This window comes from Plantactinospora sp. KBS50 (genome assembly GCF_002285795.1).
Classification (GTDB): domain Bacteria; phylum Actinomycetota; class Actinomycetes; order Mycobacteriales; family Micromonosporaceae; genus KBS50.
The window spans coordinates 5,743,223-5,757,395 of sequence record NZ_CP022961.1; the positions used below are offsets into that span (position 1 = coordinate 5,743,223).

At 72.3% G+C, this 14,173-nt stretch carries 13 protein-coding genes and 1 pseudogene; 5 read left to right on the forward strand and 9 right to left on the reverse strand.

From position 1 onward, the window contains the following. Positions 1 to 94: 94 nt before the first annotated feature. Positions 95 to 1,126: a class II fructose-bisphosphatase gene (gene glpX / locus CIK06_RS24765; RefSeq protein ID WP_095566823.1), complete on the forward strand. Its 1,032-nt coding sequence runs from the start codon at positions 95 to 97 to the stop codon at positions 1,124 to 1,126. 59 nt (positions 1,127 to 1,185) lie between these two features. Beyond that, on the forward strand, positions 1,186 to 2,139 hold the full coding sequence (locus CIK06_RS24770) for a DMT family transporter (protein ID WP_095568109.1): 954 nt from the start codon (positions 1,186 to 1,188) through the stop codon (positions 2,137 to 2,139). 35 nt (positions 2,140 to 2,174) lie between these two features. Here the strand turns inward: CIK06_RS24770 and CIK06_RS24775 are convergent, their stop codons facing one another. From CIK06_RS24775 to CIK06_RS24795, 5 genes are all read right to left on the reverse strand, one after another. After that, positions 2,175 to 2,798, reverse strand: a complete 624-nt coding sequence (locus CIK06_RS24775; RefSeq protein ID WP_095566824.1) for a rhomboid family intramembrane serine protease — start codon at positions 2,796 to 2,798, stop codon at positions 2,175 to 2,177. A gap of 149 nt (positions 2,799 to 2,947) precedes the next feature. After that, a complete protein-coding gene (locus CIK06_RS24780) occupies positions 2,948 to 3,625 on the reverse strand; it encodes a lytic transglycosylase domain-containing protein (protein WP_198348002.1) in 678 nt (225 codons plus the stop codon). Positions 3,626 to 3,910: 285 nt separating this feature from the next. Beyond that, a complete protein-coding gene (locus tag CIK06_RS24785; protein ID WP_095566826.1) occupies positions 3,911 to 5,308 on the reverse strand; it encodes a PhoH family protein in 1,398 nt (465 codons plus the stop codon). 321 nt (positions 5,309 to 5,629) lie between these two features. Then, positions 5,630 to 5,941, reverse strand: a complete 312-nt coding sequence (locus tag CIK06_RS24790) for a hypothetical protein (protein WP_095566827.1) — start codon at positions 5,939 to 5,941, stop codon at positions 5,630 to 5,632. 37 nt (positions 5,942 to 5,978) lie between these two features. Then, positions 5,979 to 6,359 (reverse strand): hypothetical protein, encoded by a 381-nt coding sequence (locus CIK06_RS24795; protein WP_095566828.1) that lies wholly within the window; start codon positions 6,357 to 6,359, stop codon positions 5,979 to 5,981. A gap of 258 nt (positions 6,360 to 6,617) precedes the next feature. Here CIK06_RS24795 and CIK06_RS24800 point away from each other — a divergent pair, with 258 nt between their 5' ends. From CIK06_RS24800 to otsB, 3 genes are all read left to right on the forward strand, one after another. After that, a complete protein-coding gene (locus tag CIK06_RS24800; RefSeq protein WP_095566829.1) occupies positions 6,618 to 7,058 on the forward strand; it encodes a helix-turn-helix domain-containing protein in 441 nt (146 codons plus the stop codon). A gap of 213 nt (positions 7,059 to 7,271) precedes the next feature. Further along, positions 7,272 to 7,640 (forward strand): hypothetical protein, encoded by a 369-nt coding sequence (locus tag CIK06_RS24805; RefSeq protein WP_095566830.1) that lies wholly within the window; start codon positions 7,272 to 7,274, stop codon positions 7,638 to 7,640. 95 nt (positions 7,641 to 7,735) lie between these two features. Next, positions 7,736 to 8,560, forward strand: coding sequence for a trehalose-phosphatase (gene otsB, locus CIK06_RS24810; RefSeq protein WP_095566831.1), 825 nt, complete (start codon positions 7,736 to 7,738; stop codon positions 8,558 to 8,560). A 102-nt stretch (positions 8,561 to 8,662) separates the two neighbouring features. Here otsB and CIK06_RS24815 read toward each other — a convergent pair whose 3' ends face one another. The 4 genes and pseudogenes from CIK06_RS24815 to CIK06_RS24830 all read right to left on the reverse strand — a co-directional run bounded on the left by CIK06_RS24815 (position 8,663) and on the right by CIK06_RS24830 (position 13,590). After that, complete coding sequence (locus CIK06_RS24815) at positions 8,663 to 9,433, reverse strand: isoprenyl transferase (protein ID WP_095566832.1); 771 nt, start codon at positions 9,431 to 9,433, stop codon at positions 8,663 to 8,665. Between the two features lie 10 nt (positions 9,434 to 9,443). Beyond that, on the reverse strand, positions 9,444 to 10,640 hold the full coding sequence (locus tag CIK06_RS24820; RefSeq protein WP_095566833.1) for an NAD(P)/FAD-dependent oxidoreductase: 1,197 nt from the start codon (positions 10,638 to 10,640) through the stop codon (positions 9,444 to 9,446). Position 10,641: 1 nt separating this feature from the next. Next, a complete protein-coding gene (locus tag CIK06_RS24825) occupies positions 10,642 to 11,640 on the reverse strand; it encodes a hypothetical protein (protein ID WP_369916024.1) in 999 nt (332 codons plus the stop codon). Between the two features lie 67 nt (positions 11,641 to 11,707). Beyond that, positions 11,708 to 13,590: pseudogene (locus CIK06_RS24830) on the reverse strand (phosphoenolpyruvate carboxykinase (GTP)). Positions 13,591 to 14,173 lie beyond the last annotated feature (583 nt).

Sequence of the window (14,173 nt, forward strand, 5' to 3'; positions counted from 1 at the left end):
CTGGCCGAGCCATCCGCCGGGGCCGTCCCTGGCCGAGCCGGCGCCAGCAGAACGACCGCCGGTGCGCCCCGCAACGACGCGAGGAGGAACCGCCATGACGAACACCCGGACCCGAATCCCGCAGGACCTGGACCGCAACCTCGCCCTGGATCTGGTCCGGGTGACCGAGGCGGCCGCCATGGCGGCCGGCCGTTGGGTTGGCCGGGGCGACAAGGAGGGTGGCGACGGCGCGGCCGTCGACGCCATGCGAAAGCTGATCAACTCGATCCCGATGCGCGGCGTCGTGGTGATCGGCGAGGGCGAGAAGGACAACGCCCCGATGCTGTTCAACGGCGAGCAGGTCGGCGACGGCAGCGGACCCGAGGTGGATGTCGCGGTCGACCCGATCGACGGCACCACGCTGATGAGCAAGGGCATGCCGAACGCGCTCGCCGTGCTGGCGGTCGCCGAACGGGGCGCCATGTACGACCCGAGCGCCGTCTTCTACATGCGGAAGCTGGCCGTCGGGCCGGTCTACGCCGACGTGGTGGACATCGAGGCCGGCGTCGCCGAGAACGTGCGCCGGATCGCCCGGGTGAAGGGCACCGACCCGTCCGGGGTGAACGTCTGCGTCCTGGACCGGTCCCGGCACGCCGAACTGGTCGACGAGATCCGCCGGGCCGGCGCCTCGATCCGGTTCATCTCCGACGGCGACATCGCCGGCGCGATCGCGGCCGCCCGCGGCGAGTCGGACGTGGACGTGCTGATGGGGATCGGCGGCACCCCGGAGGGCATCACGGCGGCCTGCGCGCTCAAGTGCATGGGCGGCGTGATGCAGGCGAAGCTCTGGCCGCAGGACGAGGACGAACGGCGCAAGGCCCTGGACGCGGGGCACGACCTGGACCGGGTGCTCTACACCGACGACCTGGTCACCGGGGACAACTGCTTCTTCGTGGCCACCGGGGTCACCTCCGGCGACCTGCTGCGCGGGGTGCGCTACCGGGCGGGCGGGGCGTACACGCAGTCGATCGTGATGCGCTCGAAGAGCGGGACGATCCGCGTGATCGACTCGTATCACCGGCTGGAGAAGCTGGCCCTGTACTCGGCGGTCGACTTCGACGGTCGCCCGCTGGCCGAGCAGGAGTGAGCCGGGCGGAGGTTCAACCCGCGCCGGCGCTCGGGCCGCTGGTCCCGGCGCGGCAGCGGATGACCGGGCTGGCGCTCGCGGTGGTCTCCGGGCTCGCCGTGGCCGCGCAGTCCAGGATCAACGGCGAGTTGGGCGTACGGCTGCACGACGGCATCGCCGCGGCCGTCGTCTCGTTCGGTACCGGCCTGCTGATCCTGCTGATCGGGGTGCCGCTGCTGCCCACCGGCCGGCGTGGCCTGCGGCGGCTGCGCACCGCCCTGCGGGACGGAGGGTTGCGGCCCTGGCAGTGCCTGGGCGGGCTCTGCGGCGCCTTCCTGGTGGCGGCCCAGGGCCTCACTGTCGGCGCGCTGGGCGTCGCCGTGTTCACGGTGGCCGTGGTCGCCGGGCAGTCCGCCAGCGGCCTGGCGGTCGACCGGGCCGGGGTCGGGCCGACCGGACGCCAACCGCTGAGCCCGGTCCGGCTGTTCGGGGCCGTCCTCACGGTGCTGGCCGTGCTGCTGGCGGTGAGCGACCACCTCGGCAATCCCGGCCGGCTGGTGCTGGCCGTGCTGCCCGTGCTGGGCGGGGTGGGGATCGCCTGGCAGCAGGCCGTGAACGGGCAGGTGCGGGTGGCCTCCGACAGCACGTTGACGGCCACCGCGGTGAACTTCGCGGTGGGCACGGTCGCGCTGCTCGCGGCGCTCGCCGTCGACGTCGCGGTACGCGGGCTGCCCGTCGGCGGATGGCCGCCGGAGCCCTGGCTGTATCTCGGCGGCCCGATCGGCATCAGCTTCATCGCGGTGGCCGCCGCGGTGGTGCGGTTCACCGGCGTGCTGCTGCTGGGACTGGCCACGATCGCCGGTCAGGTCGTCGGTGCCGTGCTGCTGGACCTGGTCGCCCCCTCGGCGTCCGGCCCGCCCGGCCCGTTCACCCTGCTCGGCACGGCGCTCACGCTGGTCGCCGTGGCGGTGGCGGCGCTGCGCCCGGTCAGCCGGCGGCGCGAGGGTGGCCGCAGGACCGGCCGGCGGCCCTGAGCCGGCTCGCTGGGCCGGCCCGCTGGGCCGGCTCCCTAGGGCCGGGGCGCGGCGGGCCGGCGGAAGATGATCGCCGCGGCCACGCCGCCGAGCAGTCCGAACAGGTGGCCCTGCCAGGAGACCCGGGGATCGGTGGGCAGCACGCCGACCAGTTGCCAGCCGTAGAGCAGGCCGACCAGCAGGACCACCGCGAGGTTCCACCAGCTGCGTTCGACCAGACCACGGGTGAGCAGCATGCCGAGGTACCCGAAGATCACACCGCTGGCGCCGACCACGACGGTCCGCGGGTTGCCGGTGAACCACACCCCGAGCCCGCTCACCAGCGTGATCAGCAGGGTGGACCAGAGGAACCGGCGGACGCCGGCCGCCAGGACGAACGTCCCGAGCAGGATCAGCGGCACGCTGTTGCTGTACAGGTGGTCGAAGCCGGCGTGCAGGAACGGCGCGAAGAACACGCCGTCGAGCCCGTCGATGTGGCGCGGGATGATCCCGGCCGCCGAGTCGAGACCGGCGCCCAGCCAGACGTCCACCGCCTCGATGAAGAACAGCAGCGGTATCACCGCGCACATCGCGACGAAGGCACGGCCGAGGCTCGCGTAGAACGCCTCGGTGCCGAACCGGCTGGCGTCGTTGTTCCGGGGAGGGTATTCCGGGTTCACGCTAGCTGGCTATCACGACCCGGCCCGGTACGCCAGGGTGGAAACGCGGATGCCGGGCGGGTCACACTCGACCCGCCCGGCATCCGTAGCCGTCTTCCGCGCCGCACCGGCGCCAGGGCACCCAGGCGTGTTTCACAAATGAAACACGCCTAGTACCAGCCGCTGCTCTGCGAGTGCGACCAGGCGCCGCAGGGCGTGCCGTACCGGCCCTTGATGTAGCCCAGGCCCCACTTGATCTGGGTCGCCGGGTTGGTCTGCCAGTCATCGGCGACCGAGGCCATCTTGCTGCCCGGGACGGCCTGCGGGATGCCGTACGCCCCGGTGCTCGCGTTGGACGCCTTGTAGTTCCAGTGACTTTCCTTGGTCCACAGCTTGTCCAGGCAGGGCATCTGGTCGATGTCGAAGCCGGTGTCGAGCAGGATGGCGCAGCCGGTCTGCTTGACGCCGCTGTACTCGTTGCAGGATTCGGGGATCGGGCCGGTGTACGGCTTGGCCGCGGCGGCCTTCGCCTTCTCCCGGTCCTCCCTGCGGCTGACGGCGTCGGCCGCCCGCTTGGCGCGCTCGGCGTCCAGCTTGGCCGCCTCCGCGGCCTTGCGCTTGGCCTCCTGCTCCGCCTGGCGCTGCGCCACCATCCGTTCCGCGTGCGCCGCGTACTGGTCGTGCTGGTACCGCAGCTCCGCATTCTCGACGTCCAGCGCCCGCTGGACGCTGACGTCGTGCTGCTGGGTCTCGCGGTCGTGGCCCAGGTAGGCTCCTCCGACCACGCCCACGGACAGCAGGGCGACCGACAGGGTCCGGACGCCGTACCGGCGCATGAGCCGACTCACCAACTGGTCCCTTCGTCGGGGGCAAGGACGCGGCGTGCGCGCCGGAGTGCCGGCGGCATCCTACGCCGCGAGCGCCTCGGTCGGTGCCGACCGCGACCCGGCCCGGGAACGCCGCCGCCGGTGTCGTCCATCCGGCAGGGCAATCGTGTCCACCGATCCCGGCCGGACGGGCACTCGATGGACACGATTGCGCATGCTGGGGCCAGAGGGAAAATTGTTGCGACGAAAAGTGACCTCCATCACGGGATTTTTAGGGTCAAACAGGGACAAATCCGGCGCCGATCGTCACCGAGGGATGTCCTCCAGCAGGTCCGTGACCACCTCGGCGATGGGCGAACGCTCGGACCGGGTGAGGGTCACGTGGGCGAACAACTGATGGCCCTTGAGCGCCTCGATCACCGCCGTCACCCCGTCGTGCCGGCCCACCCGCAGGTTGTCCCGTTGCGCCACGTCGTGCGTGAGCACCACCCGGGAGCCCTGGCCGATCCGCGACAGCACGGTCAGCAGTACGCCCCGCTCCAGCGACTGCGCCTCGTCGACGATGACGAACGCGTCGTGCAGGCTCCGGCCCCGGATGTGGGTCAGCGGCAGGACCTCCAGCATGCCGCGCGCCAGCACCTCCTCCAGCACGTTCTCGTGCAGCACCGCGCCCAGCGTGTCGAAGACGGCCTGCGCCCACGGCGACATCTTCTCGGACTCCGTGCCGGGCAGGTAGCCCAGTTCCTGACCGCCGACCGCGTACAGCGGGCGGAACACCACGACCCGCTTGTGCTGGCGACGCTCCAGCACCGCCTCCAGCCCGGCGCAGAGCGCCAGCGCCGACTTCCCGGTGCCGGCCCGGCCGCCCAGCGAGACGATCCCGATCGAGTCGTCCAGGAGCAGGTCCAGGGCCACCCGCTGCTCGGCCGAGCGGCCCCGCAGCCCGAACGCCTCCCGGTCGCCGCGGACCAGCCGGACGGTCTTGTCCGGCAGCACCCGGGCCAGCGCGGACCCACCGCTGGAGTGCAGGACCAACCCCGTGTGGCAGGGCAGCCCGGCGGCCTCGTCCAGGTCCAGCGGCTCGCCGGCGTACAACTGGCCGATCCGTTCGTCGCCCAGGGTCAGCTCGGCCATCCCGGTCCAGGTCGGGTCGCTGGCCTGGTCGTGCCGGTACTCGTCGGCCGTCAGGCCGACCGCGGCGGCCTTCACCCGCAGCGGCATGTCCTTGCTCACCAGGGTCACCAGTCGGCCCTCGGCGGCCAGGTTGAGCGCCACGGAGAGGATCCGGGTGTCGTTGCTGTCGGTGCGGAAGCCGGGCGGCAGGATCCCGCCGTCGGTGTGGTTCAGCTCCACCCGCAGCGTTCCGCCGATGTCGTTCGCGGGTACCGGTCGGTCCAGGCGGCCGTGCCTGATCCGCAGATCGTCAAGCATCCGCAGGGACTGCCGGGCGAACCAGCCGAGTTCGGGGTGGTGCCGCTTGCCCTCCAGCTCGGAGATGACCACCAGGGGCAGGACCACCTCGTGCTCGGCGAACCGGAGGAAGGCGGCGGGGTCGGCCAGGAGCACGGAGGTGTCCAGCACGTACACCCGGGACGGGTCGGGCTGTGCGGTTCCGGCGATCCGGGCGGCGCGCCGCCCGGTCCGGCGTACTGCGTCGGCGGCCGGCTCCGCGGTGGCTGGGGAGTGGGTGGGACGAGTCGTCACAGGCCTGCTCCGACGGGCGGGCACCCGGCCACCCGCGTTCCGCCTCGTCCGGCGTCCGGCGTACGGGGTCGGGTGCAGGCCCCGAGACATGTGAAACCGGGCCGACCGGCTGGTCCGGGACGACCCCGGGCCATGCCTAGAACGCTAGGGGCTGTCTGCTGGATCTACAAGCGGCTCCTGATCGTGGCCGCCATCCGGATGACCCGCGGTGCCCGACCGGCCGGATGCCGCCGGTGCGGATCGCCGTCCCCGCAGGTCCGGACCGCGCGGCCGGGATGCGTGCCCCTTGCGCACACCCCGGCCGGCGGACCGGCTCGCCCGTCAGGCCGTGTGCCGCGCGGTGAGCGCGTCCGGCACGGAACGGGCGGGACCGACGGCCGGCGCGACGGCCGCGCCACGGTAGGTCGTGCCGCGCCGCACCGGCCGGTGCGGCGGCGCGGTCAACACGGAGGCGATGGCGGCCTGGGCCTCGCGGCGCCGCCGGTTCCAGGCGCCCCGGTCGCCGTCGAAGTAGCCCTGCCGGTAGCCGAACCGGTAGCCGATCCGGTAGCTCAGTTGCCCGTGCAGCCGCCCGACCGCGTAGCTGGACGAGGCCAGCAGCAGCACCAGGAAGATGGCGAAAAAGGGACTCATCCGGCCGCCCCGACCCGGCGCCCGCCCGCCCGTCCACTCATGCGTCCTCCGCCCGCCTCGCCGACTCCCCCGGGCCTCCCGTGCCCGCCCCCACCGGATCCGGTTCGGCGGCGAGCAGCCGGTCGAGGTCGTCCGTACCGATTTCCTCCACGAGTTCCACGCTGATCCGGCAGCCGTCGAGCACCACCTCGGCGACCGAGGCCCGCCGGATCTCGCCACCCGCCTCGTAGACCCGCACGCTCAGCTCCGGACAGTTCAGGTGGGTCCGCCAGGCGTCCCACTCGGCCCGATCCCCGACGCTGAGCGACAGGTACCGCCGGCCGCGGGCGAGATAGACCCGCCAGGGCGGGATCAGACCGGCGGCGACGCCGCTGGTGACCAGGCCGAACGTCTCGGCCCGGGTGGCGAGTTCGGTCACTGGCTCCCGCCCCCTCGAAGGTGACCGGCCACGCGGGGTCCTCCGTCACGTGGCACACGGTAGAGCGTCTCGCGAACGTGACACCATCAGCTTTTCGTGTGATTCCACCCGTCCGGCAGGAAGCCTATCCTTCCCGGGTGAAAAGAGTATTCACCGGCGGAAATGCGACGGCCGAAAGTTGACCTCCCCATGTCACGCACACAAGACAACGAGACAAGGGTCGCTGCGGGTACGGCGCCGCGGCCGTACCGTCACCTGATGCCCCACCACGCCCAGGGCCGCAAGGTCGCGTTCGCAGCGTTCGTCCGGCGCGCCCTCGACGAGGCCCGTTCGACCCGCGCCTGGACCGGCACGGAGGTCGCACGGCGAACAGGCGTATCCCGCCAGACCATCAACCGATGGGTGCGCGGCGAGTGGGTGAGCGACCCGGAACCGGAACGGGTCATCGCCTTCTGCGAGGGGCTCGACCTGCAACCGACGGCCGCGTTCGCGGTGCTCGGCTGGGACCGGACGGCGCCGCCGCGACCGGACCGGGCCGCGCCGGCGATGGACCCGGACGTGGAGGCGCTGCTGCGGCGGCTGGTGGATCCCGAGGTCTCCGACGCGGAGAAGTTCCACATCCGAGAAACCATTCGGTATCTCGCGTATCGCCCATCTCTCACCACGTACGAGCAGAATAGCCGGAAACGGGTGGTCTAGTTAAACAGATGGCGCGAGAATGGACCTCCGTCTCATCTGTACCGGGCACGTTCCCGGAACCCGGAGGCTAACGTGCCTCTTCGTACTGCTTGGGCTCGTCGTCGGCGGGGGGACGGGACAAAGCCGAACCGGGGCCGCGCCCCGGACCCGCTTGCCGAGCGGATCCGGACGCCACCGGCCCCAAGCCCTGCGGGACAGAAGGAGGGGTCTGACATGACCCTGAAGTGGACGGCGGTCCTGGTGGCCGCCGTGTCGATCACCCTCTGCGTGACCGCCAACATCGTCACGGGCACCACGGACGGCACGGCCGCCCCCGATCTGGTCAACCTGCTCGCCGTGGCCACCGCGACCGGGGCCAGCGTGCTGGCGTTCGTCGCGGACCTGCACGAGCGGCTCAACGGGCGGGTGACGGCGCTTACCGAGTTCCTCGTGGCCCGGCTCAACGACCTGGACGCGACCGTCGGGGACCGCAACGCCGGCTTCGTCGAGGGCTACCTGCTCGGCCAGGGTCGGGACGGCGCGGTGGTGCCGATCTCGCCCCGGGCACGCGGGCGGAAGGCGATGATCGGCAGCGACGAATAGCCGGGCCGGCGCCGTCCGCGGCGCCGGTTCCGGGTCCGCAAGCCGTTCTCCGGCTCGTCATCTCGCGCTCCGCCGGCCGGGGTACGCTGACGCGCGTGCCGCCGTTTTCCCAGGGTGACCAGCGCCCCAGCCGACCCTTCACCGCGAACGAGGCCTGGCGGGCAACGCTGGACCGCCCCGCCGAATGTGTCCTGTTCTTCGACTTCGACGGCACACTGGCGCCGGTCCAAGATGACCCGACCGCCGTCCAGCCGGCCCCGAAGGTGCTCAGCGCCATCGATGCGCTGGCGGGCAAGGTACGCCGGATCGCGATCGTCTCGGCCCGGCCGGTGGAGTTCCTCCGGGACCACTTCTCGGCGCTGCACCACGTCGACCTCTACGGCCTGTACGGGCTGGAGCACTGCCACAACGGCGGGGAGACCGTGACCGAGCCGGCCGCCGTGCCGTGGGTGCCCACCATGGCGGAACTGGCCGACCGGGCCCGCGCCGACCTGCCGGCGGGTGCCCTGGTCGAGTACAAGCGGCTCTCGGTGGCGCTGCACTACCGCACGGCGCCGCAGCTCGCCGAGCAGATCGAGTCGTGGGGCCGGGCTCGCGCCGACGAACTCGGGCTCAAGGTGCAGAGCGGACGGATGGTCCTCGAACTGAAGCCGCCGGTCGACCGGGACAAGGGCATGGTGATCGGCGAGGCGGTCCGTGACGTGGGCTGCGCCTGGTACTTCGGCGACGACGTCTCGGACATCAAGGCGTTCGCCGCGCTGCGCGCCAGGGAGGCCGAGGACCCGAGGTTCCTCGGCGTCTGCGTCGCGGTGGCGAACCCGGAGACCGGGCAGGAGGTCTCCACCGCGGCCGACCTGACGATCTCCTCGCCGGAGGCGCTCGGCGACTTCCTCACCGAGGCCGTGCACCGGTTTCCCTGACAACCCGCCCTGACAACCCGCCCTGACGAGGCCGCCCGCACGCGGGCGGCTCAGGCGCGGCTCAGGCGCGGGCGGCTCTGACGAAGCCCGCGCGCCGGCGGCTCAGGCGCCGTACCGGCGCTGGCGGTTGGCGTACGAGCGCAGCGCGCGGAGGAAGTCCACGTGCCGGAAGTCCGGCCAGTTGAGTTCGCAGAAGTAGAACTCCGAGTGCGCCGACTGCCACAGCAGGAACCCGGAGAGCCGCTGCTCGCCGCTGGTGCGGATGACCAGGTCGGGATCCGGCTGGCCGCGGGTGTAGAGGTGCTCGGCGATGTGCTCGACGTCCAGCACCTCGGCCAGTTCCTCGATGGTGCCGCCGGCCGCGGCGTGCTCGTGCAGCAGTGAACGCACCGCGTCGGCGATCTCCCGGCGGCCGCCGTACCCGACGGCGATGTTGACCTGCGCGCCGCCCGCGCGGTCCCGGGTGCGCTCCTCGGCCGCCTTCAGCGCGGTCGCCGTCTGCGCCGGAAGCAGGTCCAGCGCGCCCACCATGCGCAGCCGCCACGGGTTGCCCGCCTCGGCCAGCTCGACCACCAGATCCTCGATGATCTTCAACAGCGGATCGAGTTCCCTGGCCGGCCGGCGCAGGTTGTCGGTGGCCAGCAGGTAGAGCGTGACATGGCCGACCCCGGCCTGGTCGCACCAGCCGAGGACGTGCTTGATCTTTGCGGCTCCGACCCGGTGGCCGTCGTTCGGGTCGACGAACCCCATCTCCCGCGCCCACCGGCGGTTGCCGTCGCACATCACCCCGACGTGCCGGGGCACCGGCTTGCCGGCCAACTTCGCCCGCAGCCGCCGCTCGTAGAGGGAGTAGATCAAAGTCCGCAGAGTCATCCCTTGCAGACTAACCACTCGCGCCAGCCGCATCGCGCCTTGCCCGGCGGGCGAGCCCCAGCCCGATCATGCCCAGGGTCCGCGCGTCCAGCAGGCCCTCGCCGAGCCCCAGCTCCGCGATCGTGTCGAAGCTGCGGCCGTCGCGCCGGGCCGCCCACACGGCGGCGTCCACCACAGCGGGCCGGCGGGCCAGGAACGCCCCGGCCGAGCTGTGCCGCAGGTGCCGGCCCAACCGGCGGCGCAGCGCCGTGGCGTACCGGTCGGCGGCCCCGGCCGGCTCGGTGGCCGCCGCCGTCCCGGCCAGCATGCCGGACAGCAGGGCGTAGAAGATTCCCTCGCCGGTGAACGGGTTGATCATGGACATCGCGTCGCCGGCCAGCACGATCCGGCCGCGGCCCGGACCGGGCCGGTGGGTGGACAGCGGCAGGTGGTGCGCCCGCAGCTCGGTCACCCCGGCCGGGTCCAGTTCGGGCAGCAGCTCCGCCAACCGGTCCAGCAGGTACCGCCGGCTCAGCGCCGTACCCCGCAACACCTCCCCGTACCCGACGTTCGCGCCGCCGTCGGAGTCCCGCAGGCCGGCCGGTCGCCGGTCCGCCGGACCGCACCAGCCGACCGGGAACGACCAGGCGTACGCCGGCCAGCGCGACTGCGAGGTGACGATCCGCTGCTCGACCGGCCCGGCGTCGGCCGGGGCGTACCCGCGGATGGCCAACGCCAGGTGCCGGTCGGGGTTGGCCCGGTGCCCGAGCGTCCGCCGGACCAGCGAGCCGGCGCCGTCGGCACCCACCACGGCGGCGGCGAACAGCGACCCGTCCAGCAGGACGCCGCCGGCCCGCGGCTCCAGGCGGCGGACCTGGTGGCGCCGCAACTCGGCGCCGGCCCGGACCGCCGCGGCCACCAGCCGGGCGTCGAAGACCCGCCGGGGCACCGTGTACGCGGGCCGGGGCAACGCCCGGGCCACGGTCACGTCGCCCGGTGCCACCAGCCGCAGCACCGGCACCGGCGCGAACCCGGCCGCCGCGTCCGGCACGCCCAACTCGGTCAGCACGTCCAACGCGTGCGCGGCGATGCCGTCCCCGCACGCCTTGTCCCGGGGGAAGGCGTGCCGGTCCAGCAGCAGCACGCTGGCCCCGGCCCGCCGGGCGCCCAGCGCCGCCGCCGCACCGGCCGGCCCCGCGCCGACCACCGCCACGTCGTACCGGTCCATGTCAGCCCCGCACCGCGCCGGAGGTTTCGGCGCCGGCCGTCCCCGGTCGGGTCGCGGCGTCCGCTCGGTCGCCGGCGTCCGCTCGGGTCGCGGCGTCCGCTCGGGTCCCGGCGTCCGGTCGGGTCCCGGCCCGCGCTCGGCTCCCGGCCGCCGTCCGGCGCGCCAGGGCGCCGGAACGCCACAGCCCCCACAGCGCGATCAACGCCGCCGCCACCAGCGGGCCGCCGTCCCGGACCAGGCCGTCCGCCCCGAGCAGCGCCCAGCACAGCGGCAGGTCGACGGCGAGTACGGCGAGGGTGACCGCGATCAGCCCGCGGGCCGCCCAGGACCGGCCACGGAGCAGGAAGAAGGTGCAGAACAGCACCGCGTACGAGGTGCCGATGCCGGCGGCGAACCAGAACAGCAGCAGCGGCAGCGCGGCGACGCCGTCGAACACCCGACCCAGCGCGACCGCGGCCGGCACCAGCATCAGCGGGCTGCAGGTGAACGCGGCGACCCGGGTGGTGAGCAGCCAGCCGGTCGGCGCGGCCCGGCGCGGCGCCTGTTCCCGCCAGGAGATCCCGTCCCGGTCGATGATCAGCCGGCCCGGGTGCCGGACCAGGTACCCGCGCACCGGCCGGGACCGGTGCAGCAGCCAGACCACCGCGCCGCAGGCCGCGGCCAGCAGGGCGAACCCGACCGCGCCGGGCAGCGGCGGTACGCCCGAACGGGGCACCAGCAACCGGCCCACGGCGAAGACCGTGGTGACCGCGAGGATCAGCCCGAACGGTCGGGCCGCCGCGCGTCCGCGGTGCACGTGCCAGACCAGCACGAGGAAGCCGAGCGACCGCAGCACCGCCCAACCGGTCCGCACGGCCAGCCCGTAACCGGCCTCCGGGGCGTACCAGAAGTTGATCAGCTCGACCGCGACGCAGCCGGCGGCGGTGAGGTAGAGGAGCGCGACCAGGGTGCGGACGGCCGACGGCCGCCGGACCTGGGTCGCGGCGGCCGTCGTCGTCATGGTTTCTGATGATGCCCGACCGGAGCCGGACACACACCTGCACCACCGGGGCGTGTCCCCGGGTCGGTCAGCGCGCCCGCGGCGCCTCCGCGGAGACCGGCTCGGCGCCGATCCGGCTGGCCTCGGCGTCCAGCCGCGCCTTGAGTGCGTCCAGTTCGGCCCAGAGCACGCCGGGCAGCTTGTCGCCGATCTTCTCGAACCACTCGGTGATCAGCGGCAGCTCGTTGCGCCACTCCTGCACGTCCACCTTGGTGGCGATCCGCATGTCCTCCTCGGTGAAGTCCAGACCCTCGGTGTCCAGGGCGCCGGTGGCGGGGACGTACCCGATCGGGGTCTCGACGGCATGGCCGCCGCCCTCGACCCGCTCCACGACCCACTTGAGCACCCGGGAGTTCTCGCCGAAGCCCGGCCAGAGGAAGTTGTCGTCGGCGTCCTTGCGGAACCAGTTCACGTAGAAGACCTTCGGCAGCTTGGCGGCGTCGCCGTCGATGCCCTTGCCCACCTCGATCCAGTGCCGGAAGTAGTCCCCGGCGTGGTACCCGATGAACGGCAGCATCGCCATCGGGTCCCGGCGGACGACACCGACCTGGCCGGACGCCGCGGCGGTGGTCTCCGAGGAGAGCGTGGCGCCCATGAACACCCCGTGCACCCAGTCCCGGGCCTCGGTGACCAGCGGGATGGTGTCCCGGCGGCGGCCACCGAACAGGATCGCGTCGATCGGCACGCCGTTCGGGTCGTTGTACTCCTCGGCCACGATCGGACACTGCATGATCGGCGTGCAGAACCGGCTGTTGGCGTGCGAGGAGAGTTCGTCGCTGTCCGGCGTCCAGTCCCGACCCTTCCAGTCGATCAGGTGCTCGGGCGGCTCGCCCATGCCCTCCCACCAGACGTCACCGTCGTCGGTGAGCCCGACGTTCGTGAAGATGGAGTTGCCCCGGTCCATTGTGCGCATGGCGTTGGCGTTGGTCTTCCAACCGGTCCCGGGCGCCACGCCGAACAGGCCGTACTCGGGGTTCACCGCGTACAGCCGGCCGTCGGAGCCGAAGCGCATCCAGGCGATGTCGTCGCCGATGGTCTCGACCTTCCAGCCGGGGATGGTCGGCTCCAGCATCGCGAGGTTGGTCTTGCCGCACGCCGACGGGAAGGCACCGGCGATGTAGTGCACCCGCCCTCGGGGGAGGTGAGCTTCATGATCAGCATGTGCTCGGCCAGCCAGCCCTCGTCCCGGGCCATCACGCTGGCGATGCGCAGCGAGTAGCACTTCTTGCCCAGCAGCGAGTTGCCGCCGTACCCGGAGCCGTAGGACCAGATCTCCCGGGTCTCGGGGAAGTGCGAGATGTACTTGGTCTGGTTGCACGGCCAGGCCTCGTCCGGCTGGCCGGGCTCCAGCGGCGCGCCCACCGAGTGCAGCGCGTGCACGAAGTCGGCGTCCGTCCCCATGCCCTCCAGCACCCGGCGGCCCATCCGGGTCATGATCCGCATCGAGGTGACCACGTACGCGCTGTCGGTGATCTCGACGCCGAACATCGGCTCGTCGGCCTCGAGCGGACCCATCACGAACGGGATCACGTACATCGTGCGCCCACGCATGGAGCCGCGGTACAGCTCCGTCATCGTCTGCTTCATCTCGGCCGGGTCCATCCAGTTGTTGGTGGGTCCGGCGTCGGCCTCGTCGACCGAGCAGATGAAGGTGCGGTCCTCGGCCCGGGCCACGTCACCGGGATCGGTACGGCCCCAGAATGAATTGGGCTTCTTGTCCGGATTGAGCCGAAACAGCGTCCCAGAATCGACGAGTTCGTCGGTGAGCCGCTCCCATTCCGCATCAGATCCATCGACCCACACCACTTCGTCCGGTGTGGTCAGTTCGGCGACTTCGCGTACCCAGGCAAGTAGCCTGGGGTGTTCCGTCGGAGCCTGATCGAGACCTCGAATCGCAGCCGGAGCGGCCATGATTTTCTCCTTATGGTCGACGCTGACCGATATGAAGGGTGCGGCAACACCGGCGGGGCGGGAACCGCAACGCCTTGTGGCACCTGGGAGTTCCCGTCAGCGTAAACCGACTAACCGATCCAAGCAGCGAGACCAGTTGTGAAGAACTGCACAAGCTTCGGCACCGCTGCCATCAGGCGATCTTTTCTCCGCAACCTCGCGCAGTTTCACGCAAATATCGGCGTTAGGCCCCTCCGGCACCGACCGGCCCACCGGTGTCGAGCGACCCGATGGCGCTCAGTGGTCACTCTCCGACCCGGCGGTCCCCGCCGCCCCGGCGGACCCGGGCGTCCCGCCAGTCGTCGATCGGCCCGGCAGTTGCCAGTTGTGACGTGGAACTCAATCATCGCCACCGATGTCCCGAAACCTGCGCCGGCCCGGCGGTCGCCGACCGGAAAACCGCCTGCCCCCGGCCGGTCTCGGCCATGCAGGCACCGGAAGCACCCCCACTGCCGGTACGCTCGGGTTCGTGTCAGCGACCATGACCGGCGGCCAACCCGGCCCTCCGGGGCACGGCAGGGGCTGGTCCGGCGGCTGCTGGACC